This is a genomic window from Streptococcus sp. HMSC063B03, assembly GCF_001836965.1.
GTDB lineage: Bacteria > Bacillota > Bacilli > Lactobacillales > Streptococcaceae > Streptococcus > Streptococcus pneumoniae_F.
The window spans coordinates 237639-259298 of record NZ_KV831045.1; the positions used below are offsets into that span (position 1 = coordinate 237639).

The window sequence follows — 21660 nt, forward strand, 5'->3', positions numbered from 1 at the left end:
TTCTTTGAGGAACAATTGTCCAAGGCGCCAGATTTTAAAGGAGGCAAAGCTAAACTCGTTGCTCAAGCCCAAGCCATAAAAGATATTGTGTTCAATAAAGAAGTGAACGACTACTTCGACATTACTTAACCAGAAAGTAAGTTAGCTCGAATCATGTTTTCTTATTACGGCGCTCTCAATGCCCAGCTAAAAGGAGATGAAGAACGTGCCCGTAGTTTGTTTGAAAGCATTGCCCATGAAAATCCAGAACTCTTTTATGTTCAGGAAGCTAGGAAGTATTTAGAAAAATAAGCTGATATAGTTTTAAAATCTGTCTAAGATAGAATATGTTGATGTAAAGTGAAAAGGGAATTAGAAAGCAAAAATGAACGGTATTATCAACTTAAAAAAAGAAGCGGGGATGACCTCGCATGATGCGGTTTTTAAACTGCGTAAGATTTTGGGAACCAAGAAGATTGGTCATGGTGGGACCTTGGATCCGGATGTAGTGGGTGTTTTGCCTATTGCGGTTGGCAAGGCGACCCGCATGGTCGAGTTTATGCAGGATGAGGGCAAGGTCTATGAGGGAGAAATCACTCTAGGTTATTCAACGACAACTGAGGATGCTAGTGGGGAAGTGGTCGCAGAGACGCCTGTTTTGTCTCCCTTGGATGAAAAGCTTGTTGATGAAGTAATTGCGAGCTTGACTGGGCCTATTACCCAGATTCCACCTATGTATTCAGCTGTTAAGGTTAATGGTCGCAAGCTCTATGAGTATGCGCGTGCTGGTCAGGAAGTAGAGCGTCCAGAACGTCAGGTGACTATTTATCAATTTGAGCGGACAAGTTCGATTTCTTATGAGGGTCATCTTGCACGCTTTACTTTTCGTGTGAAATGCAGTAAGGGGACTTATATCCGTACCTTATCGGTTGACTTGGGAGAAAAATTGGGCTATTCGGCTCATATGTCTCATCTGACTCGAACTAGTGCAGCTGGTTTACAGCTAGAAGACGCTCTTACCTTGGAAGAAATTGCTGAAAAAGTGGAGGCTGGTCAATTGGACTTTCTCCATCCTCTAGAGATTGGGACAGGCGACCTTGTCAAAGTTTTCCTAACTCAAGACGAGGCTACAGAAGTACGCTTTGGTCGTTTTATCGAGCTCGACCAAACAGAACAAGAATTAGCTGCCTTTGAAGATGATAAATTGCTAGCCATTCTAGAAAAACGGGACAATCTCTACAAGCCAAGGAAGGTTTTTACCTAATCTAACTGGAGTGTGGGGATGGAATTCTTCCCCTAGACTATCCAAATCAGACTATAAATTTTGCACAAAATGTGATAGAATAGACGACGGATAAAAAAACGGAGGATAGCATGCAAAATAGACCAATCATTATCGGAGTGACAGGTGGTTCTGGTGGAGGAAAAACCAGTGTTTCAAGAGCCATTTTATCGCACTTTCCTGATGAAAAGATTTCCATGATTGAGCATGATTCATACTACAAGGATCAGTCTCATTTGACCTTTGAAGAGCGTGTCAAAACCAACTACGACCATCCTTTTGCCTTTGATACAGACTTGATGATCGAGCAAATTAAGGAATTGTTGGCAGGGCGTCCTGTGGACATCCCGACTTATGACTATACAGAGCATACACGAAGCAGTAAGACCTATCGTCAAGAGCCTCAAGATGTCTTTATCGTTGAGGGGATTTTGGTCTTGGAGGACAAGCGTCTGCGCGATTTGATGGATATCAAGATTTTTGTGGATACGGATGATGATGTGCGCATTATTCGTCGTATCAAGCGTGATATGGAAGAGCGTGGCCGTAGCCTTGATAGCGTCATTGACCAGTACTTAGGTGTGGTTAAACCAATGTACCACCAGTTTATCGAGCCGACCAAACGTTATGCTGATATCGTCATTCCTGAAGGGGTTAGCAATACAGTGGCTATCGATCTGTTGACGACCAAGATTGCAAAGATTTTGGAAGAAGCTCGAAACAGCAAATAATCAGATGTGGAGGCCTTGCCTCCTTTTTTTATTTTTCCCTCATAATGGTACATAAATGGAGATTTTTAGGCATATTTTTGGTATAATAATACCCATGAAAGAGCAAGAAAATGAATAGTAGGTGGAGATGGAAAAGTATTTATCGGTAACAACTTTGACCAAGTATCTGAAAATGAAATTCGATAAAGACCCTTATTTGGAACGGGTCTATTTAACTGGTCAAGTTTCCAACTTTCGTAAACGACCTACTCACCAATATTTCTCCCTAAAAGATGACCATGCAGTTATCCAAGCGACTATCTGGTCTGGGATTTATCAGAAATTAGGCTTCGACCTAGAAGAAGGGATGAAAATCAATGTGATTGGGCGTGTACAGGTCTACGAACCAAGTGGTAGCTACTCCATCATCATTGAAAAGGCTGAGCCTGATGGGGTTGGGGCGCTTGCGATTCAGTTTGAACAACTCAAGAAAAAATTGACAGAAGAAGGCCTGTTTCAAGAACGCTTCAAGCAACCTCTGCCCCAATTTTCTAAGAGAATTGGTGTAGTAACCAGTCGTAGTGGAGCTGTTATTCGAGATATCATCACAACTGTCAGCAGGCGCTTTCCAGGTATCGATATCCTTCTTTATCCGACTAAGGTTCAAGGTGAAGGTTCTGCGGAGGAAATTGCTCGAAATATTGCGCGTGTCAATCAACGGGACGATTTGGACTTGCTGATTATTGGTCGTGGTGGAGGTTCTATTGAGGATCTCTGGGCATTTAACGAAGAAATTGTGGTACGTGCTATTTTTGAGTCTCGTTTGCCAGTTATTTCTAGTGTGGGGCATGAGACGGATGTGACCTTGGCAGATTTTGTTGCAGATCGTCGCGCTGCGACGCCAACGGCTGCTGCTGAACTAGCAACACCTGTGACCAAGTTGGATGTATTAGCTCATTTGCAAAATCAGGAAAAACGGATGGCTACGGCAGTACGAAATGTCTTATCTAAAAAACAAGAAGCTTTGAAAAAATGCAGTCAGTCTGTTATCTTTAGACAGCCAGAGCGCTTGTATGATGGTTATTTGCAACGCTTGGATCAACTGCAACTGCGCTTAAAACAAAGTTTGCGAACACGGATTTCTGACAGCAACCAACTAGTCCAAGCAAGGACGCATCAATTGGTACAATTATCACCTATAACCAAAATCCAACGCTATCAAGATCGTCTTGGTCAGTTGGACAAGATCCTGCGTAGCCAAATGGCTTTGGTTTATGATGCCAAGGTTGCTGAGGTGAAACGACTTTCGGAAGCCTTGCTGATGTTGGATACCAGTCGAATCGTGGCACGTGGTTATGCTATTGTCAAAAAAGAAGATTCCGTAGTTGATTCAGTTGAGAATTTAAAGAAAACAGACCAAGTGACGCTTTTGATGCGAGATGGTCAAGTAGAATTAGAGGTTAAAGATGTCAAAACAAAAGAAATTTGAGGAAAATCTAGCAGAACTGGAGACCATTGTCCAAAGTTTGGAAAATGGTGAAATTGCTCTGGAAGATGCGATTGCTGCCTTTCAAAAGGGTATGGTCTTGTCAAAAGAACTCCAAGCGACGCTGGACAAGGCTGAAAAGACCTTAGTTAAGGTCATGCAAGAAGATGGAACAGAAAGTGATTTTGAATGAAGAAGCAAGAAAAATTAGCTCTTGTCGAGTCGGCTTTGGAAGACTTTTATGGAGACCAGCAGTTTGCCTCTAGTTTGCGAGAGTCTGTTCTCTATTCCATTCATGCTGGTGGCAAGCGTATTCGACCTTTTCTTTTGTTAGAAGTTCTGGAAGCCTTGCAGGTCGCTATTAAACCTGCTCACGCACAGGTGGCTGCGGCCTTGGAAATGATTCATACAGGGAGCTTGATTCACGATGATCTTCCTGCCATGGATGATGATGATTACCGTCGGGGACGCTTGACCAATCACAAGAAATTCGGTGAAGCTATGGCCATTTTGGCTGGAGATGCTTTATTCCTAGATCCTTATGCCTTGATAGCGCAGGCAGATTTGCCAAGTCAGATCAAGGTGGACTTGATTGCTAACTTATCCCTAGCTTCAGGAAGTCTGGGCATGGTGGCAGGGCAGGTTTTGGACATGGAGGGTGAACACCAGCATTTGTCTTTGGAAGAACTCCAGACTATTCATGCTAATAAGACTGGAAAATTACTAGCTTATCCCTTCCAAGCAGCTGCTATTATAGCCGAATTGGCACCTGAAATACAGGTGAAGCTGAAAACTGTTGGGGAATTAATCGGACTTGCTTTTCAAGTTCGAGACGATGTACTGGATGTGACCGCTAGTTTTGAGGAAATCGGCAAGACTCCTCAAAAGGACCTACAGGCTGAAAAATCAACCTATCCAGCCTTGTTGGGCTTGGAAGAGGCTATTGCCTTTTGTAACCAGACTTTGGATCAGGCTAATGCAAAATTAGAAGAAATTACCCAGCAGGTTCCCTTTGAAATAGAATCGATTGTGAAAGTAGTAGAAAGTTTGAGAATCAATGGCTAAGGAAAGAGTGGATGTACTAGCTTATAAACAGGGCTTGTTTGAAACGAGAGAGCAGGCCAAGCGTGGTGTTATGGCTGGCCTAGTCGTAGCAGTACTTAATGGAGAACGGTTTGACAAGCCAGGAGAGAAAATTCCCGATGACACTGAGCTGAAACTCAAAGGTGAAAAACTCAAGTATGTCAGCCGTGGTGGCTTGAAATTAGAAAAGGCCTTGCAGGTCTTTGATTTGTCAGTAGAAGGAGCTACAACAATTGATATCGGGGCTTCTACTGGAGGTTTTACCGATGTCATGTTGCAAAATGGTGCTGAATTGGTCTTTGCAGTCGATGTCGGTACCAATCAGTTGGCTTGGAAATTACGCCAAGACCCAAGAGTAGTCAGTATGGAGCAGTTCAATTTCCGCTACGCTGAAAAGACTGATTTCGAGCAGGAACCGAGCTTTGCCAGCATTGACGTGAGTTTTATTTCCCTCAGTCTGATTCTTCCGGCCTTGCACCGTGTCTTGGCAGATCAAGGTCAGGTTGTGGCTCTGGTTAAGCCCCAGTTTGAGGCAGGTCGAGAGCAGATTGGGAAAAATGGAATCATTCGCGATGCCAAGGTTCATCAGAATGTCCTTGAATTTGTCACAGCTATGGCAGTAGAGGAAGGCTTTTCAGTCCTTGGATTGGACTTTTCTCCCATCCAAGGTGGACATGGAAATATTGAGTTTTTAGCGTATTTGAAAAAAGAAGAGTCAGCAAGCAATCAGGTTCTTGCTGAAATTGAAGAAGTAGTAGAGAGGGCGCATAGTCAATTTAAAAATGAATAAAAAAGAGAGACTTGAAAAAATTAGACGATTTGTGACAGATTATCAAATCGGTACACAAGAAGAAATCGTAGAACATTTGAAAGAAGCAGGTATCACTGCCACTCAAGCGACGGTATCACGAGATATCAAAGAACTAGGTATTGTCAAAATTCCTTTGAGAGATAATACCTATGTCTATGAATTGCCAAAATCAATCGTGAAAAGTTTGCAACTAGCTGAAGACAATATCGAATCGGCAGAATTGATGGATAAGATGATCAATCTCCAGGTTATTCCAGGAAATACGGCTTTTGTAAAAGCTCAGTTAATCGAGACTTTTGCGGACAAGATTTTCAGCTGTTTGGCTGATGATAGCTCAATTTTACTTATTGCCAGAAGTGAAAGTTTAGCTGAGGAAATCTTTGAACAAGTAAAAAATTGGTAGGTCTATATGTTACTTGAAATTTCGATAAAAAACTTTGCCATTATTGAGGCTATTTCCCTCAATTTTGAAAAGGGGATGACTGTCTTGACTGGTGAAACGGGTGCAGGGAAGTCGATTATCATTGATGCCATGAATATGATGTTGGGAGCTCGTGCGACGACAGATGTTATTCGTCATGGTGCGCCAAAGGCAGAGATTGAGGGGCTATTCTCCGTTGAAAATAGTCGCCTTTTGCAGGAAATTTTTGATGAGCAAGGTTTGGAAATGGGGGATGAAATTATCATCCGTCGAGAAATATTGCAAAATGGTCGGAGTATCAGTCGTGTGAATGGCCAGATGGTCAATCTGTCTGTTTTGCGTGCTATTGGGCAACATCTGGTAGATATTCATGGTCAGCATGACCAAGAAGAGTTAATGCGTCCTCAACTTCATATCCAGATGTTGGATGAATTTGGTGATACAGCCTTTTGGGCCTTGAAAGAAACCTATCAAACGAGTTTTGATGCCTATCGAAAAATGCGCAAGCAGGTTCTGGAAGTCAAGAAAAACCAACAGGAACACAAGGCACGTATTGAAATGTTGGAATTTCAAATGGCAGAGATTGAGGCAGCAAACTTGCAAGCAGGTGAAGACTTGACTCTCAATCAAGAGCGAGATAAACTTCTCAATCATAAAAATATTGCGGATACGCTGACCAATGCATACAGTATGTTGGACAATGAAGATTTTTCAAGTCTGGCCAATGTTCGTTCAGCCATGAATGACATGGAAAGTGTTGAAGAGTATGACCCTGAATACCGTGAAATTTCAAGCTCTTTGTCTGAGACTTACTATGTCTTAGAAGATATAAGCAAGCGTCTGCAAGCTATTATTGAGGAACTTGATTTTGATGGCAATCGTCTCATGCAGGTTGAGAATCGTTTGGACCTCCTTCATACTATTACCCGCAAGTACGGTGGGACTGTAGACGATGTCTTGCTTTATTTTGCCAAGATTACGGAAGAATACAATCTCTTGACAGGAAATAACCTTTCATCTGAGGACATGGAAGCAGAGCTTAAGAAGTTAGAAGTCAATCTTGTCGATTTGGCAGGTCAGCTTGCCTCTGCTCGTCATGACTTGGCCCAGCAGCTCGAAGCAGAGATTAAACAAGAACTGCAAGACCTTTATATGGAAAAAGCCCAGTTTCAGGTTCGTTTTAGCAAGGGCAAATTCAGTCGTGAGGGAAATGAAATGATTGAGTTTTACATTTCAACCAACCCTGGCGAAGACTTTAAACCCTTGGTCAAGGTTGCATCTGGCGGAGAATTGTCTCGCCTCATGCTAGCCATTAAGTCTGCCTTTTCACGTAAAGAAGGCAAGACTAGCATTGTCTTTGATGAAGTGGATACGGGAGTTTCAGGTCGTGTAGCTCAGGCCATTGCACAAAAGATTCACAAGATTGGCCAACATGGTCAGGTTCTGGCTATTTCCCATTTGCCACAAGTGATTGCGATTGCGGATTATCAATTCTTTATTGAGAAGATTAGCAATGACCATTCAACAGTTTCTACCGTTCGTCTCTTGACGGTCGAAGAGCGAGTTGAGGAAGTTGCCAAGATGTTGGCAGGTGATGATGTGACGGAAGCAGCCCTGACGCAAGCCAGAGAATTGTTGAGAAACAGGGAGAAATAAGATGACAGACTATTATGTAATTGGAGATGTTCACGGAAAAGCTGGGATGCTAGAAGACCTTCTCAAAACATGGGATGGTCAGACTCAGTTGCTCTTTCTAGGGGATTTGATTGACCGTGGTGAAGATAGTCGCCGTGTCCTAGAGATGGTTAAGGACTTGGTCGATAATCAAGGGGCAATCTGTTTGTCAGGAAACCACGAGTATATGTTTCTGACTTGGCTCGATGACCCAGAAGAAAGTTATGACCATTATCGTCGCAATGGTGGAGATACAACCATTAACTCTATCCTAGGTCGTCCCTTGGATGCACCAGTTGATGGAGTAGAAGATGCCAAGCGTGTTGCTACTGAAGCGGTAGATTTGGTAGAATTTATTCGTCAAATGCCTTTTGTGGTAGAGACAGACAAGTATATCTTTGTACATGCTGGTATTGATTTGACCTTAGACGACTGGCATGAAACCACAGATTATAAAAAAGTCTGGCTTAGAAAACCATTCCACGAAGCAGAAAATCATACTGGAAAAACCATTGTCTTTGGACATACACCGGTTTATGGTTTGTTAAATCAAGAGCGTGGTACAGCTGATCTTTGGACTACAAAAGATGGCAAGATTGGGATGGACGGAGGAGCTGTTTATGGTGGTGTCCTTCATGGGATTGTCTTTACAGACCAAGGAATGACAGAACACCACTTTATCGAAAATGACGGCTTTGTTGCTGAAGATTAGTACTCCTAGCAGGGTATGGTCTTGTCAAAATGTCAAAAACAATTTATAATAAATAGATACCCTGAAAGGAAGAGAATCATGAACTTAGAAGAATTGAAAAAACGACAGGAGAAGATCCGTAACTTCTCTATTATCGCCCATATTGACCACGGGAAATCAACTCTAGCAGACCGCATTTTGGAAAAGACAGAGACAGTATCCAGTCGTGAAATGCAAGCTCAACTTTTGGACAGTATGGATCTAGAGCGAGAACGTGGGATTACTATTAAACTCAATGCCATCGAGTTGAATTACACTGCAAAAGATGGGGAAACTTACATTTTTCACTTGATTGACACGCCGGGGCACGTTGACTTTACCTATGAAGTTTCACGTTCGCTAGCTGCCTGTGAGGGTGCTATTTTGGTGGTTGATGCTGCTCAAGGTATTGAGGCTCAAACCCTTGCTAACGTTTATCTGGCCTTGGACAATGATTTGGAAATCATGCCAGTCATTAACAAAATTGACCTACCAGCTGCAGATCCTGAGCGCGTGCGTACAGAGATTGAAGATGTCATTGGATTGGATGCCAGCGAAGCAGTTTTGGCTTCTGCTAAGGCTGGAATCGGTATTGAAGAAATCCTCGAGCAAATCGTAGAAAAAGTACCAGCACCAACAGGTGATGTGACGGCGCCACTTAAGGCCTTGATTTTCGACTCTGTTTACGATGCTTACCGTGGGGTTATCCTCCAAGTTCGTGTCATGGATGGGGTGGTCAAACCTGGCGATAAGATTCAGCTCATGAGCAATGGCAAGACCTTTGATGTGACCGAAGTTGGTATTTTCACGCCGAAAGCAGTTGGTCGTGATTTTCTTGCGACTGGTGACGTTGGTTATATTGCGGCGTCTATCAAGACGGTTCAGGACACTCGTGTAGGTGATACCGTTACCTTGGCAACCAATCCTGCGGCAGAGCCATTACATGGTTACAAGCAGATGAATCCTATGGTTTTTGCAGGTCTCTACCCAATTGAGTCAAACAAGTATAATGACCTACGTGAAGCCCTTGAAAAATTGCAACTGAATGATGCTAGTCTCCAATTTGAACCAGAAACATCTCAGGCACTTGGATTTGGTTTCCGTTGTGGTTTCCTTGGACTTCTCCATATGGATGTTATCCAGGAACGTTTAGAGCGTGAGTTCAATATTGACCTCATCATGACAGCTCCGTCTGTTATTTACAAAGTTAATTTGACCGACGGTGAGTCTATGGATGTGTCTAACCCATCTGAGTTCCCAGACCCAACTAAGATTGCGACCATTGAAGAGCCTTATGTCAAGGCGCAAATCATGGTACCACAGGAGTTTGTCGGAGCAGTGATGGAGCTAGCTCAGCGCAAGCGTGGGGACTTTGTGACTATGGACTATATTGATGATAATCGGGTTAATGTTATCTATCAAATTCCGCTTGCTGAAATTGTCTTTGACTTCTTTGATAAACTTAAGTCTTCGACACGTGGTTATGCAAGCTTTGACTACGAATTGTCAGAATATCGCCCATCTAAGCTGGTCAAAATGGATATCCTTCTCAATGGAGACAAGGTGGATGCCCTTAGCTTTATCGTTCACAAGGATTTTGCCTACGAACGTGGAAAACTCATCGTTGATAAACTTAAGAAAATCATCCCTCGTCAACAATTTGAAGTACCAATCCAAGCAGCTATTGGACACAAGATTGTCGCTCGTACTGATATCAAGGCCCTTCGTAAGAACGTACTTGCTAAATGTTATGGTGGTGACGTTTCTCGTAAACGTAAACTCCTTGAAAAACAAAAAGCTGGTAAGAAACGTATGAAAGCCATCGGATCAGTAGAAGTTCCGCAAGAAGCCTTCCTCAGCGTCTTGAGTATGGATGAAGAATAATGATTCTATATAAAACTCTTGAAATACATTCAAGAGTTTTATATTTTTAGTTAAAAATTGTAACTTAACTCCATTTATGGTAGAGTAAAATACGGAGGTTATATGGAATACTAAAAGTTATTATGACTAGGAAAATTTTAAATAAAATTGATAAAGAACTGGGGCAGAAAATGAATTAGAATAATGATTCTATTTTACCGCTTGGATCTATAATTGTTAGTAAAGAAGGGGCGATTCCTTTAACTTATGATGAAAGTATTAGAAGAAAAACAAATTAAAACTGAAAAGTTATATGGTTTTACTCGATATTTATTAATTGAAATAAATAATGGTTACGGGTTACTGGATTGTGAATCTACGACTTGTTTTGGTTATTTTTATAAAATTTATAAGATTGATTTTGATTTATTTTATAAGATAAAAAAGCAATCTGAGGATAAGCGAGAAGATATAACAAAAAATATAAAATTAGGTAGATTTTTCATGCTACCGATAATGATAGTGATTTTTTTCATTCTTTTAATAGAATTTATTGGCTTTAATAAATTTAATCTTGTTTTATCTCATAGCTTTACGTATTTTATCTTTTCTGCATTACCTGTTATATTATCAGTATTATTTCGCTTGGGCTATTCTTATAAGCAAAAACTGATGATTAATAAAATTTTTATATTAGAAAATTCTCGTCATTACCATGTAGTTGAAAAGTTTAGTAATTTTAAATTAAAAAATTGGCTTCTCCTAATTATAAATGTGGTTATTGCCAGTTCTTTACTTATTTATATTTATGTATATGGTAATTTAATTGTTATGTTTTTTACGACAATATATTTATATTTATTAACTTTTAGTAAGAATATACGATTGAGTCAAGCAAATACAATGAATATTAAAATATTTGTTGAAAAAGGATATTCGGAAAGTGATTCAATGTTATTATAGAATTCAATAATTGGATAGATAGATATTCGATACGACTTAGTCAGTTTTCATAATCAAGAGTATATTCTATATTATCAAATCCAATGTTTGAACTAAAATTGGAAAAATTCTTATATTTTATTTGTTTTTATTAAAAATTGTAAATTAACTCCATTTATGGTAGAGTAACATATGGAGGTTATTATGAAAAAAATTTTACTTTTAGCATCTATTTTGCTTACAAGTGTCACGTTAGTGGCATGTTCAAATAAGAGTCAAACAGAATCTAGCACGAATGTGATTACTAGTTCTTCAAGTAGCCAGGAAGGGTCTACCCCGACGACTACAAGTTCTGATAAGAAGACTGAAGAAACACAGGTTATTGGTTCTGATGAGTATGGGTTCGTTAAAGTACCAAAGTCTTGGATTAAGTTCAATGAAGTACAGGGAGGCAATGATATTCAATATTCAGACGGTACGGATGTCAATATTGTCACCTTGAATACTTTTAAAGCAGAACAATTTGGTATTTCTGATAATGAATTTCAAAAACTTGAAACAGTTCGTATTTCTGATAGTATTTTTACTTCAAAAGAAAGTAATCCAGAATTCACTAAAGTTTGGGGTTCTAAGTCAACTATTGGAGGTTATGAAGCCTATGTAGTTAACGCAATTTCTAAGTCTGGAAAATACATCATTACATGGATTTTTAAATCTAGTGATGGTAAGTTCAGATATGTTGCTTTAGAAGGGACTCCAGAAACATTAAAAAATCTACTTCCCATGATTGAAGAGAGTTGGACAATTCAAAAATAATTATTAAAGCAGGATTGGTATCCTGTTTTTTTGTTTAAGTCATTAAAAACCGTTTTAAATGTTTGTTTTAAATGTTTGTTTTGCTTATAAAGATAAAAAATAAACAAAAAAATCAAAAAAAGGACAAAAAACAACAAAAAATATTGACAACGATTTCATATAGTGTTATACTTATAGCATAAAGTTAATGGAAAGAAGGGAAAACCTTATGGGATTAGATCATTTCTTTGACAAAAACCTTGTGTTTTGCTTAGAAGCGGATAATCAAGAACATCTCTTTGATCAGGTCGCAACTTTATTGGAAGAACGAGAAATCGTGACTCCGACCTATCGTGAAGCCCTGATCACGCGTGAAAAGTCATTTCCAACTGGCTTAGATATGGAATTTTTGGGTAAGGATTTGCCGAATGTGGCTATTCCTCACACAGATATAGTTCATAATCTTGCCGAAAAAGTTGTGGTCGTTCGATTAGAAAAACCAGTGACCTTCCACAATATGATTGCGCCAGATAAGGAAGTAGAAGTATCCTTACTCTTCTTTATCATTAATAACTCAAGTTCAAGCCAAACGAACATTCTTGCTCAGTTGATGGACTTCTTTACTGGAAATGGTCATCTTGAAGACCTATCAAAAATTTCTGAACCAGAAGCCATCTATGCTTATATTGCTGAAGCAATTGCTTAATCTTGTCTATTAAAAATATTAAATCGGAGGAAATCCATATGATTAAAATTCTTGCTGCCTGCGGTGCAGGTGTTAACTCAAGCCACCAAATTAAAAGTGCTCTTGAAGAAGAACTTTCAAACCGCGGTTTCGATGTTCACTGTGATGCGGTAATGGTCAAAGACGTTAATGAAGACCTTATCAAAGGTTATGACATCTTCACACCAATTGCTGCGACAGATCTTGGTTTTGACCCAGGTATTCCAGTTATCGAAGCTGGACCAATCTTATTCCGTATCCCAGCAATGAGTGCTCCAGTATTTGACAATATTGAAGCAGCTATCAAAGAACACGGATTAAGCTAATTTTAATTTGTTAACATTCATATAACTATAAAAAGGGAGGAACTATTATGGATGTCATTATCAATCTGGCCAACGATATCTTTAAACCTATCTTGGCTATGGGTGGCCCTATCATCATGCTGATCATTTTGACAGTGTTGGCCCTACTTTTTGGAGTGAAATTCTCCAAAGCGCTTGAAGGTGGTATCAAACTTGCCATCGCTCTTACAGGTATCGGTGCCATCATCGGTATGTTAAATGGTGCTTTCTCAGCATCACTTGCAAAATTCGTTGAAAACACTGGTATTCAATTGAACATCACCGACGTTGGTTGGGCACCACTTGCTACCATCACTTGGGGATCTGCTTGGACACTTTACTTCTTGCTTGTAATGTTGATTGTCAACGTTGTGATGCTTGCAATGAAGAAAACAGACACACTTGATGTCGATATCTTCGATATCTGGCACTTGTCAATCACTGGTCTTTTGATCAAATGGTATGCAGACAACAATGGTGTAAGCCAAGGGGTTTCACTCTTCATCGCGACAGCAGCAGTTGTACTTGTAGGTATTTTGAAGATCATCAACTCTGATTTGATGAAACCAACATTCGACGACCTTCTTAACGCACCAAGTTCATCACCAATGACTTCAACTCACATGAACTACATGATGAACCCAGTTATCATGGTCTTGGATAAGATTTTTGATAAAGTTTTGCCAGGTCTTGATAAATATGACTTTGACGCTGCAAAATTGAACAAGAAAATCGGTTTCTGGGGATCTAAATTCTTCATCGGTTTCATTCTTGGTATCGTTATTGGTTTGATGGGAACTCCACATCCAGTTGCTGGAGTAGAAGATGCATCTTCATGGGAACTTGTTATTAAAGGTTGGTTGTCTCTTGGTTTGACAGCCGGTGTAGCTTTGGAACTCTTCTCACTTATCGGTTCATGGTTCATCGCAGCCGTAGAACCACTTTCACAAGGTATTACAAACGTTGCTACTAAACGTTTGGAAGGACGTAAGTTTAACATCGGTCTAGACTGGCCATTCATCGCTGGTCGTGCTGAAATCTGGGCTTGTGCAAACGTACTTGCACCAATTATGTTGATTGAAGCTGTGCTTCTTTCAAACGTCGGAAATGGTATCTTGCCACTTGCAGGTATCATCGCTATGGGTGTTACTCCAGCTCTCTTGGTTGTAACTCGTGGTAAATTGCTCCGTATGATTATCTTCGGAACACTCTTGTTGCCACTCTTCCTTCTTTCAGGTACACTTATCGCACCATTTGCAACAGAACTTGCTAAAGGTGTAGGTGCCTTCCCAGAAGGTGTGAGCCAAACTCAATTGATTACTCACTCAACTCTTGAAGGACCAATCGAAAAACTTCTTGGTTGGACAATTGGTAACACTACAACTGGTGATATCAAAGCAATCCTTGGTGCTGTAGTCTTCCTTGTATTCTATATCGGTATCTTTGCATGGTACAGAAAACAAATGATCAAACGTAACGAAGAGTACGCAGCAAAAGCAAAATAATGCGCTCCTATAAAATGTAAATTGTTGAAACTAGGTTGTCATACCATTAGGAGTGACAGCCTAGTTTTTTATAAACTATCAAGAAATCGGAGAAAATAATGGTAATTGAATTAAAATCAGAACAATTAAGAGTTCAATTTAACAGTTTTGGTGGGGCTCTTTCTTCTATAAAAGATGCTGAGGGACTTGAATATTTGTGGCAAGGAGATGCTACTTATTGGAGTGGACAAGCTCCTGTTCTCTTTCCCATTTGTGGTTCATTGAGAGAGGATACAGCACTTTATATAGATGATAATGGACAAGAAAGTAAAGGAAAGATTCCTCGTCATGGTTTGGTTCGCAAGAAAGAATTTGAATTAGTTGAACAGACCGATAATAGTGTAACTTTTGCAATTGAAGACGATGAGAATAGCTATCAAAACTATCCTTATCATTTCCGCCTAGAAATTACTTATATCCTTACAGGAAAGACAGTACGGACTCAATACAAAATTTTCAATAAAGAAACTAGCAAGGTCATGCCTTACTTTATTGGTGGACATCCAGGATTTAATTGTCCTCTACTAGATGATGAAGTCTATGAAGATTACTATTTAGAGTTTGAGAAAGAAGAGACTTGCTCTGTTCCACGTCCTTTCCCAGAAACGGGTATGCTGGATTTTCAAGATAGAAGTCCATGGCTAGAAGGTCAAAAAGAATTAGACCTCAGCTATGATCTTTTCAGTGCAGATGCAGTCACCTTAGATGAATTGCAATCTAGAACAATTGCCCTTCGTTCTCGTAAACATGATAAGGGATTGAAAGTGCACTTTGAAGAGTTTCCAAACCTTATTATTTGGTCAACTTTGAATAAGGGACCTTTCATTGCTTTTGAACCTTGGTCTGGCTTGTCAACATCACTTGAAGAAGGAGATCATCTAGAAGATAAGAAGAATGTTCGTCTCCTAGAACCTGGTCAAGTGGATCAAATTGGTTTTGATATCGAAATTTTTTAGTTAAAAAAACACAAAAACAAACACTAACTGTTGACTTTTTTAGGAAATAGGAGTATATTATGTTTGTAAGCAACAAATGATGTTTGTAACAAACAAATAATCGCTTGTTATATTCTCTTTTGTGGAGAAAGATTATTTCTAGGAAACTGGTTTCCTAAACTTGAATAAGGTGTCATTCATCTCATTCAATCCAATTTGTCAATAAACTGCTAGAAAGCTTTTTGTAGGTAAACTGCTAACTATAAAAGGTTTTACTAGCCTAGAAAAATAAAAAGGAGTATACAATATGTCTATTGTTATCGGTGCAGATGCTGCAGGTTTGAGATTGAAAGAAGTTGTGAAAGACTTCTTGGAAAAAGAGAACTTCCACGTTGTGGATGTTACAGCTGATGGTCAAGACTTTGTTGATGTGACTCTTGCTGTTGCTGCAGAAGTAAACAAAGAAGAACAAAACCTTGGTATCGTGATTGATGCTTATGGGGCTGGTCCATTTATGGTTGCAACTAAGATCAAAGGAATGGTTGCTGCAGAGGTATCTGACGAACGTTCAGCTTATATGACTCGTGGTCACAACAACTCACGTATGATCACTATGGGTGCACAACTTGTTGGTGATGAATTGGCTAAAAATATCGCTAAAGGATTTGTTAACGGTAAATACGATGGTGGACGTCACCAAATTCGTGTCGACATGTTGAACAAAATGTGCTAATTAGATTACAGTAAGAAAGGTAAGTTAAAAATGAGAATTGCAATTGGATGTGACCACATCGTAACAGATGAAAAAATGGCGGTTTCAGAATTTTTGAAATCAAAAGGATATGAAGTCATTGACTTTGGTACATATGACCATACACGTACTCACTACCCAATCTTTGGTAAAAAAGTTGGTGAAGCCGTAACTAGCGGTCAAGCTGATCTTGGGGTATGTATCTGTGGTACTGGTGTTGGTATCAATAACGCTGTAAATAAAGTTCCAGGTGTTCGTTCTGCCTTGGTTCGTGATATGACAACAGCTCTTTATGCTAAAGAGCAATTGAACGCTAACGTTATCGGTTTTGGTGGTAAGATTACTGGTGAATTGCTCATGTGTGACATCATCGAAGCTTTCATCCATGCTGAATACAAACCATCTGAAGAAAACAAGAAATTGATTGCGAAAATTGAACACGTTGAAAGTCACAATGCTCAACAAACAGACGCAAACTTCTTCACTGAATTCCTTGAAAAATGGGATCGCGGAGAATACCACGACTAAGAGGTGACCTATGATTTTAACAGTCACAATGAACCCATCCATTGATATTTCCTATCCCTTGGATGAGTTGAAGATTGATACTGTCAATCGTGTGGTGGATGTAACCAAAACGGCTGGTGGTAAGGGACTCAATGTTACCCGAGTACTTTCAGAATTTGGGGATTCTGTTCTTGCTACAGGTTTAGTTGGTGGCAAACTTGGTGAGTTTTTAGTTGAAAATATTGATGATAATGTTAAGAAAGATTTCTTTTCTATTCAGGGAGAAACTCGTAACTGTATCGCTATTCTTCACGGATACAACCAAACAGAAGTTCTTGAAAAAGGTCCTGAAGTATTAGAACAGGAAGGTCAAGACTTTTTGGAACATTTCAAAAATCTCCTAGAGTCAGTTGGAGTAGTAGCCATCTCAGGTAGTCTGCCAGCTGGTCTTCCAGTTGATTACTATGCGAGCTTGGTAGAACTTGCTAATCAAGCTGGCAAACCTGTTGTTTTGGACTGCTCTGGTGCGGCACTTCAGGCGGTTCTTGAATCACCACATAAACCAACAGTCATCAAACCAAATAATGAGGAATTGTCTCAGCTTCTAGGAAGAGAAGTTTCTGAGGATTTGGATGAATTAAAAGAAGTTCTCCAAGAACCTTTGTTTGCAGGTATTGAATGGATTATTGTTTCACTTGGTGCCAACGGTGCCTTTGCCAAACATGGGGACACTTTCTACAAGGTGGATATTCCTAGAATCCATGTAGTCAATCCTGTCGGATCTGGAGACTCTACTGTGGCAGGGATTTCTTCAGGTCTTCTTCATAAAGAATCGGATGCAGAATTACTCATCAAGGCAAATGTCCTTGGTATGCTCAATGCTCAAGAAAAAATGACTGGTCATGTCAACATGGCCAACTATCAAGCTCTATATGAACAATTAATAGTAAAAGAGGTATAAAATGGCTTTAACAGAACAAAAACGTGCACGCTTAGAAAAACTTTCTGATGAAAATGGTATCATCTCAGCTCTTGCATTTGACCAACGTGGTGCTTTGAAACGCCTCATGGCTCAACACCAAACAGAAGAACCAACTGTAGCTCAAATGGAAGAACTTAAAGTCTTGGTAGCAGATGAATTGACTAAATACGCTTCATCAATGCTTCTTGACCCTGAATATGGACTTCCAGCGACTAAAGCTCTTGATGAAAAAGCTGGTCTTCTCCTTGCTTATGAAAAAACAGGTTATGACACAACAAGTACAAAACGCTTGCCAGACTGCTTGGATGTTTGGTCTGCAAAACGTATTAAAGAAGAAGGTGCAGATGCAGTTAAATTCTTGCTTTACTATGATGTAGATAGCTCAGATGAACTCAACCAAGAAAAACAAGCTTACATCGAACGTATTGGTTCTGAGTGTGTGGCTGAAGATATCCCATTCTTCCTTGAAATCCTTGCTTACGATGAAAAAATTGCTGACGCAGGTTCTGTAGAATATGCGAAAGTAAAACCACACAAAGTTATTGGTGCTATGAAAGTCTTCTCAGACCCACGCTTTAACATTGATGTCTTGAAAGTTGAAGTTCCTGTTAACATTAAATATGTTGAAGGCTTCGCTGAAGGTGAAGTAGTTTATACACGTGAAGAAGCAGCAGCCTTCTTTAAAGCCCAAGATGAAGCAACTAACTTGCCATACATCTACTTGAGTGCTGGTGTATCAGCTAAACTCTTCCAAGATACTCTTGTATTTGCCCATGAATCAGGTGCAAACTTTAACGGAGTTCTTTGTGGCCGTGCTACATGGGCTGGATCAGTTGAAGCATACATCAAAGATGGTGAAGCAGCAGCTCGCGAATGGCTTCGCACAACTGGTTTTGAAAACATTGACGAACTCAACAAAGTTCTTCAAACAACAGCGACTTCATGGAAAGAACGCGTGTAAGTAAGTCCTCCTAGGTTAGGAACATGAATCTAAAAAAATTTAAAAAAAGTTGTATGTAAAGGTTTACAAAATAACTTACTTGTGCTATACTTAAATCACAAGTTAATACAAGGTGAGTGTTACTAAGTAATATTAGGCATGATCACAGGTGAATTAGAAATCGGCTGATTTTCTAGTTCATTTGTGGTCATTTTTTGTACTCATATACCTTTAAGATATAAAAGGAGGTTGACATGTATCGAATTCTAAATCCAATAAATCATAATGTTTCGCTTGTCAGGAATGATAAGGGAGAAGAAGTGATTGTAATTGGTAAGGGGATTGCATTTGGGAAGAGGAAGGGAGATTTGATTACTGAACATCAGGTTGAGAAAATCTTTCGGATGAAGACCGAAGAGTCAAGAGAAAACTTTATGGCTCTCCTCAAAGATGTTCCGCTTGATTTTATCACAGTGACCTATGAAATCATTGATAAGCTATCAAAGAAATATCATTATCCGATTCAAGAGTATCTCTACGTAACCTTGACAGATCATATTTACTGTTCTTACCAAGCTCTAGCACAAGGAAGGTACAAGGATAGTAATCTGCCAGATATTTCCACTAAGTATCCTGTCGCTTTTCAAATCGCAAATGAAGCATTTGAAATTTACCGCCAGAAGCTAGCAGATCATTTTCCTGAGGACGAAATTATTCGGATTGCTTATCATTTCATTAATGCCGAAGGCGAAAATGAAGTGGAACTTGTGGAGTCGATTGATAAGAGGAAAGAAATTCTCAGGAATGTTGAAGAAGTTTTAACGGACTATGCAATTCAACGAACCAAAGAGAATAATCATTTCTATGATCGTTTTATGATACATTTGAATTATTTCTTGGATTATTTAGACAGATCTAGAGATGATAACCAATCACTTCTGGATATGGAAGATCATATTAAACAATCCTATCCAAAAGCCTTCGAGATTGGTTCCAAGATCTATGATGTGATTACGCAACATACGGGTCTTGATTTGTATAAAAGTGAACGAGTTTATCTAGTTCTACATATCCAACGTTTATTGTCATAAAAATTTATTTAAAACTATATAAGGAGAATTCTATCATGAATAGAGAAGAAGTAACATTGTTAGGTTTTGAAATCGTAGCCTATGCTGGCGATGCTCGTTCAAAATTATTGGAAGCCTTGAAGGCTGCTGAAGCTGGTGATTTTGCGAAAGCGGACACTTTGGTAGAGGAAGCTGGTAGCTGTATTGCAGAGGCTCACCACGCGCAAACAAGTCTATTAACTAAGGAAGCTTCTGGTGAGGACTTAGCGTATAGTGTAACCATGATGCATGGTCAAGACCACTTGATGACAACTATCTTGTTAAAAGATTTGATGCACCACTTAATCGAACTTTATAAGAGAGGAGTTAAATAATGAACAAACTAATTGCATTTATCGAGAAAGGAAAGCCTTTCTTTGAGAAACTATCTCGTAATATCTATCTTCGTGCTATTCGTGATGGTTTCATTGCAGGTATGCCTGTTATTCTCTTCTCAAGTATTTTTATCTTGATTGCCTTTGTACCAAACTCATGGGGCTTTAAATGGTCTGATGAAGTTGTAGCCTTTCTGATGAAACCTTACAGCTATTCAATGGGTATTTTAGCTCTCTTAGTAGCTGGTACAACAGCCAAGTCATTGACTGACTCAGTAAACCGTAGCATGGAGAAAACCAATCAAATCAACTATATGTCAACATTGTTGGCAGCAATTGTTGGTTTGTTGATGTTGGCAGCTGATCCTATCGAAAATGGTCTAGCTACTGGATTCTTGGGGACAAAAGGTTTGCTTTCAGCCTTCCTTGCTGCCTTTGTTACTGTAGCCATCTATAAGGTTTGTGTTAAGAACAATGTCACTATTCGTATGCCTGACGAAGTTCCACCAAATATCTCACAAGTCTTTAAAGATGTGATTCCATTCACTCTATCTGTTGTTTCTCTTTATGCTCTTGATTTACTAGCACGTCATTTTGTTGGTGCAAGCGTAGCTGAATCAATCGGTAAATTCTTTGCACCGTTATTCTCTGCAGCTGATGGCTATCTTGGTATTACCATTATCTTTGGTGCCTTTGCCTTCTTCTGGTTTGTTGGTATCCATGGTCCATCTATCGTTGAACCAGCAATCGCAGCTATTACCTATGCAAATGCCGAAGTCAACTTGAACCTTCTTCAACAAGGTATGCACGCTGACAAGATTCTTACTTCTGGTACACAAATGTTTATCGTTACCATGGGTGGTACAGGTGCGACACTGGTTGTTCCATTCATGTTCATGTGGTTAACAAAATCAAAACGTAACCGCGCAATCGGACGTGCTTCAGTAGTTCCAACTTTCTTTGGTGTAAATGAACCAATCTTGTTTGGTGCACCGCTTGTATTGAACCCGATCTTCTTCATTCCATTTATCTTTGCTCCAATCGCAAACGTTTGGATCTTCAAATTCTTTATTGAAACACTTGGCATGAATTCATTTACTGCTAATCTACCATGGACAACTCCAGCTCCACTAGGTCTAGTTCTTGGTACTAACTTCCAAGTTCTATCATTCATTCTTGCTGCTCTTCTAATCGTGGTTGACGTAGTCATTTACTATCCATTCCTTAAGGTCTATGATGAACAAATTCTTGAAGAAGAACGTTCAGGTAAATCTAATGATGAATTGAAAGAAAAAGTTGCTGCGAACTTTAATACAGCTAAAGCAGATGCTATTCTTGAAAAAGCGGGCGTCGATGCAGCTCAAAATACCATCACTGAAGAAACAAATGTCCTCGTTCTCTGTGCAGGTGGAGGTACAAGTGGACTTCTTGCAAATGCTTTGAATAAGGCAGCAGCAGAATACAATGTCCCTGTGAAAGCAGCAGCAGGTGGCTATGGTGCTCACCGTGAAATGTTGCCAGAGTTTGATCTTGTTATCCTTGCTCCTCAAGTAGCTTCTAACTTTGAAGATATGAAAGCAGAAACTGATAAACTCGGTATTAAACTTGCGAAAACAGAAGGCGCTCAATACATCAAATTAACTCGTGATGGAAAAGGTGCTCTTGCATTCGTACAAGCTCAATTCGATTAACGATAGGGACTGTGAAACAGTC

At 39.6% G+C, this 21660-nt stretch carries 23 protein-coding genes and 1 pseudogene; all 24 read left to right on the forward strand.

The features are described 5' to 3' along the window. Positions 1–291, forward strand: a pseudogene (locus HMPREF2628_RS05915) (hypothetical protein); the annotation flags it as partial. Between the two features lie 73 nt (positions 292–364). Then, positions 365–1243: a tRNA pseudouridine(55) synthase TruB gene (gene truB, locus HMPREF2628_RS05920; RefSeq protein WP_070842614.1), complete on the forward strand. Its 879-nt coding sequence runs from the start codon at positions 365–367 to the stop codon at positions 1241–1243. Between the two features lie 110 nt (positions 1244–1353). Then, entirely contained in the window at positions 1354–1992 is a 639-nt protein-coding gene (udk, locus tag HMPREF2628_RS05925; protein ID WP_001181376.1) for a uridine kinase, read from the forward strand. A gap of 127 nt (positions 1993–2119) precedes the next feature. Beyond that, the gene (gene xseA / locus HMPREF2628_RS05930; protein ID WP_070842615.1) at positions 2120–3460 is read left to right on the forward strand and encodes an exodeoxyribonuclease VII large subunit; all 1341 of its coding nucleotides are present in this window, start codon (positions 2120–2122) and stop codon (positions 3458–3460) included. Next, positions 3438–3650, forward strand: a complete 213-nt coding sequence (locus HMPREF2628_RS05935; protein ID WP_000043226.1) for an exodeoxyribonuclease VII small subunit — start codon at positions 3438–3440, stop codon at positions 3648–3650. The genes xseA and HMPREF2628_RS05935 overlap by 23 nt, the downstream gene beginning before the upstream one ends. Beyond that, entirely contained in the window at positions 3647–4522 is an 876-nt protein-coding gene (locus tag HMPREF2628_RS05940) for a polyprenyl synthetase family protein (protein WP_070842616.1), read from the forward strand. Before HMPREF2628_RS05935 ends, HMPREF2628_RS05940 begins: the two co-directional genes overlap by 4 nt. Beyond that, positions 4515–5330, forward strand: a complete 816-nt coding sequence (locus HMPREF2628_RS05945; protein ID WP_070842617.1) for a TlyA family RNA methyltransferase — start codon at positions 4515–4517, stop codon at positions 5328–5330. Before HMPREF2628_RS05940 ends, HMPREF2628_RS05945 begins: the two co-directional genes overlap by 8 nt. Further along, positions 5323–5754: an arginine repressor gene (locus HMPREF2628_RS05950; protein WP_070842618.1), complete on the forward strand. Its 432-nt coding sequence runs from the start codon at positions 5323–5325 to the stop codon at positions 5752–5754. Before HMPREF2628_RS05945 ends, HMPREF2628_RS05950 begins: the two co-directional genes overlap by 8 nt. Positions 5755–5760: 6 nt before the next feature. Then, entirely contained in the window at positions 5761–7428 is a 1668-nt protein-coding gene (gene recN, locus HMPREF2628_RS05955) for a DNA repair protein RecN (RefSeq protein WP_070842619.1), read from the forward strand. Position 7429: 1 nt separating this feature from the next. Further along, positions 7430–8158: a metallophosphoesterase family protein gene (locus tag HMPREF2628_RS05960; RefSeq protein ID WP_070842620.1), complete on the forward strand. Its 729-nt coding sequence runs from the start codon at positions 7430–7432 to the stop codon at positions 8156–8158. Between the two features lie 78 nt (positions 8159–8236). Beyond that, complete coding sequence (gene lepA, locus HMPREF2628_RS05965; protein WP_001047207.1) at positions 8237–10060, forward strand: translation elongation factor 4; 1824 nt, start codon at positions 8237–8239, stop codon at positions 10058–10060. Positions 10061–10306: 246 nt separating this feature from the next. Next, a complete protein-coding gene (locus tag HMPREF2628_RS05970) occupies positions 10307–11002 on the forward strand; it encodes a hypothetical protein (RefSeq protein WP_042751080.1) in 696 nt (231 codons plus the stop codon). A gap of 183 nt (positions 11003–11185) precedes the next feature. Continuing rightward, positions 11186–11797 carry a hypothetical protein gene (locus tag HMPREF2628_RS05975; protein WP_033686909.1) on the forward strand — a complete coding sequence of 204 codons (612 nt, stop codon included), beginning with the start codon at positions 11186–11188 and terminating at the stop codon, positions 11795–11797. A gap of 208 nt (positions 11798–12005) precedes the next feature. After that, positions 12006–12482, forward strand: coding sequence for a PTS sugar transporter subunit IIA (locus HMPREF2628_RS05980; protein ID WP_004260657.1), 477 nt, complete (start codon positions 12006–12008; stop codon positions 12480–12482). Between the two features lie 38 nt (positions 12483–12520). Next, a complete protein-coding gene (locus HMPREF2628_RS05985; RefSeq protein WP_000590547.1) occupies positions 12521–12826 on the forward strand; it encodes a PTS sugar transporter subunit IIB in 306 nt (101 codons plus the stop codon). A gap of 47 nt (positions 12827–12873) precedes the next feature. Beyond that, positions 12874–14349: a PTS galactitol transporter subunit IIC gene (locus tag HMPREF2628_RS05990; protein ID WP_049486886.1), complete on the forward strand. Its 1476-nt coding sequence runs from the start codon at positions 12874–12876 to the stop codon at positions 14347–14349. A gap of 98 nt (positions 14350–14447) precedes the next feature. Continuing rightward, positions 14448–15344, forward strand: coding sequence for an aldose 1-epimerase family protein (locus tag HMPREF2628_RS10470; RefSeq protein ID WP_080976111.1), 897 nt, complete (start codon positions 14448–14450; stop codon positions 15342–15344). Positions 15345–15630: 286 nt separating this feature from the next. After that, on the forward strand, positions 15631–16056 hold the full coding sequence (lacA, locus tag HMPREF2628_RS06000; RefSeq protein ID WP_049551849.1) for a galactose-6-phosphate isomerase subunit LacA: 426 nt from the start codon (positions 15631–15633) through the stop codon (positions 16054–16056). 30 nt (positions 16057–16086) lie between these two features. Continuing rightward, positions 16087–16602, forward strand: coding sequence for a galactose-6-phosphate isomerase subunit LacB (gene lacB, locus HMPREF2628_RS06005; protein ID WP_001216913.1), 516 nt, complete (start codon positions 16087–16089; stop codon positions 16600–16602). 10 nt (positions 16603–16612) lie between these two features. Next, positions 16613–17542 carry a tagatose-6-phosphate kinase gene (locus tag HMPREF2628_RS06010; RefSeq protein ID WP_070842621.1) on the forward strand — a complete coding sequence of 310 codons (930 nt, stop codon included), beginning with the start codon at positions 16613–16615 and terminating at the stop codon, positions 17540–17542. Position 17543: 1 nt separating this feature from the next. After that, entirely contained in the window at positions 17544–18524 is a 981-nt protein-coding gene (gene lacD, locus HMPREF2628_RS06015) for a tagatose-bisphosphate aldolase (protein ID WP_001229114.1), read from the forward strand. Between the two features lie 233 nt (positions 18525–18757). Next, positions 18758–19594, forward strand: coding sequence for a PRD domain-containing protein (locus HMPREF2628_RS06020; RefSeq protein ID WP_049491608.1), 837 nt, complete (start codon positions 18758–18760; stop codon positions 19592–19594). Positions 19595–19629: 35 nt separating this feature from the next. Beyond that, the gene (locus tag HMPREF2628_RS06025) at positions 19630–19947 is read left to right on the forward strand and encodes a PTS lactose/cellobiose transporter subunit IIA (protein WP_001078329.1); all 318 of its coding nucleotides are present in this window, start codon (positions 19630–19632) and stop codon (positions 19945–19947) included. After that, positions 19947–21638 (forward strand): lactose-specific PTS transporter subunit EIIC, encoded by a 1692-nt coding sequence (locus HMPREF2628_RS06030; RefSeq protein ID WP_049551847.1) that lies wholly within the window; start codon positions 19947–19949, stop codon positions 21636–21638. The genes HMPREF2628_RS06025 and HMPREF2628_RS06030 overlap by 1 nt, the downstream gene beginning before the upstream one ends. Positions 21639–21660: the final 22 nt, after the last annotated feature.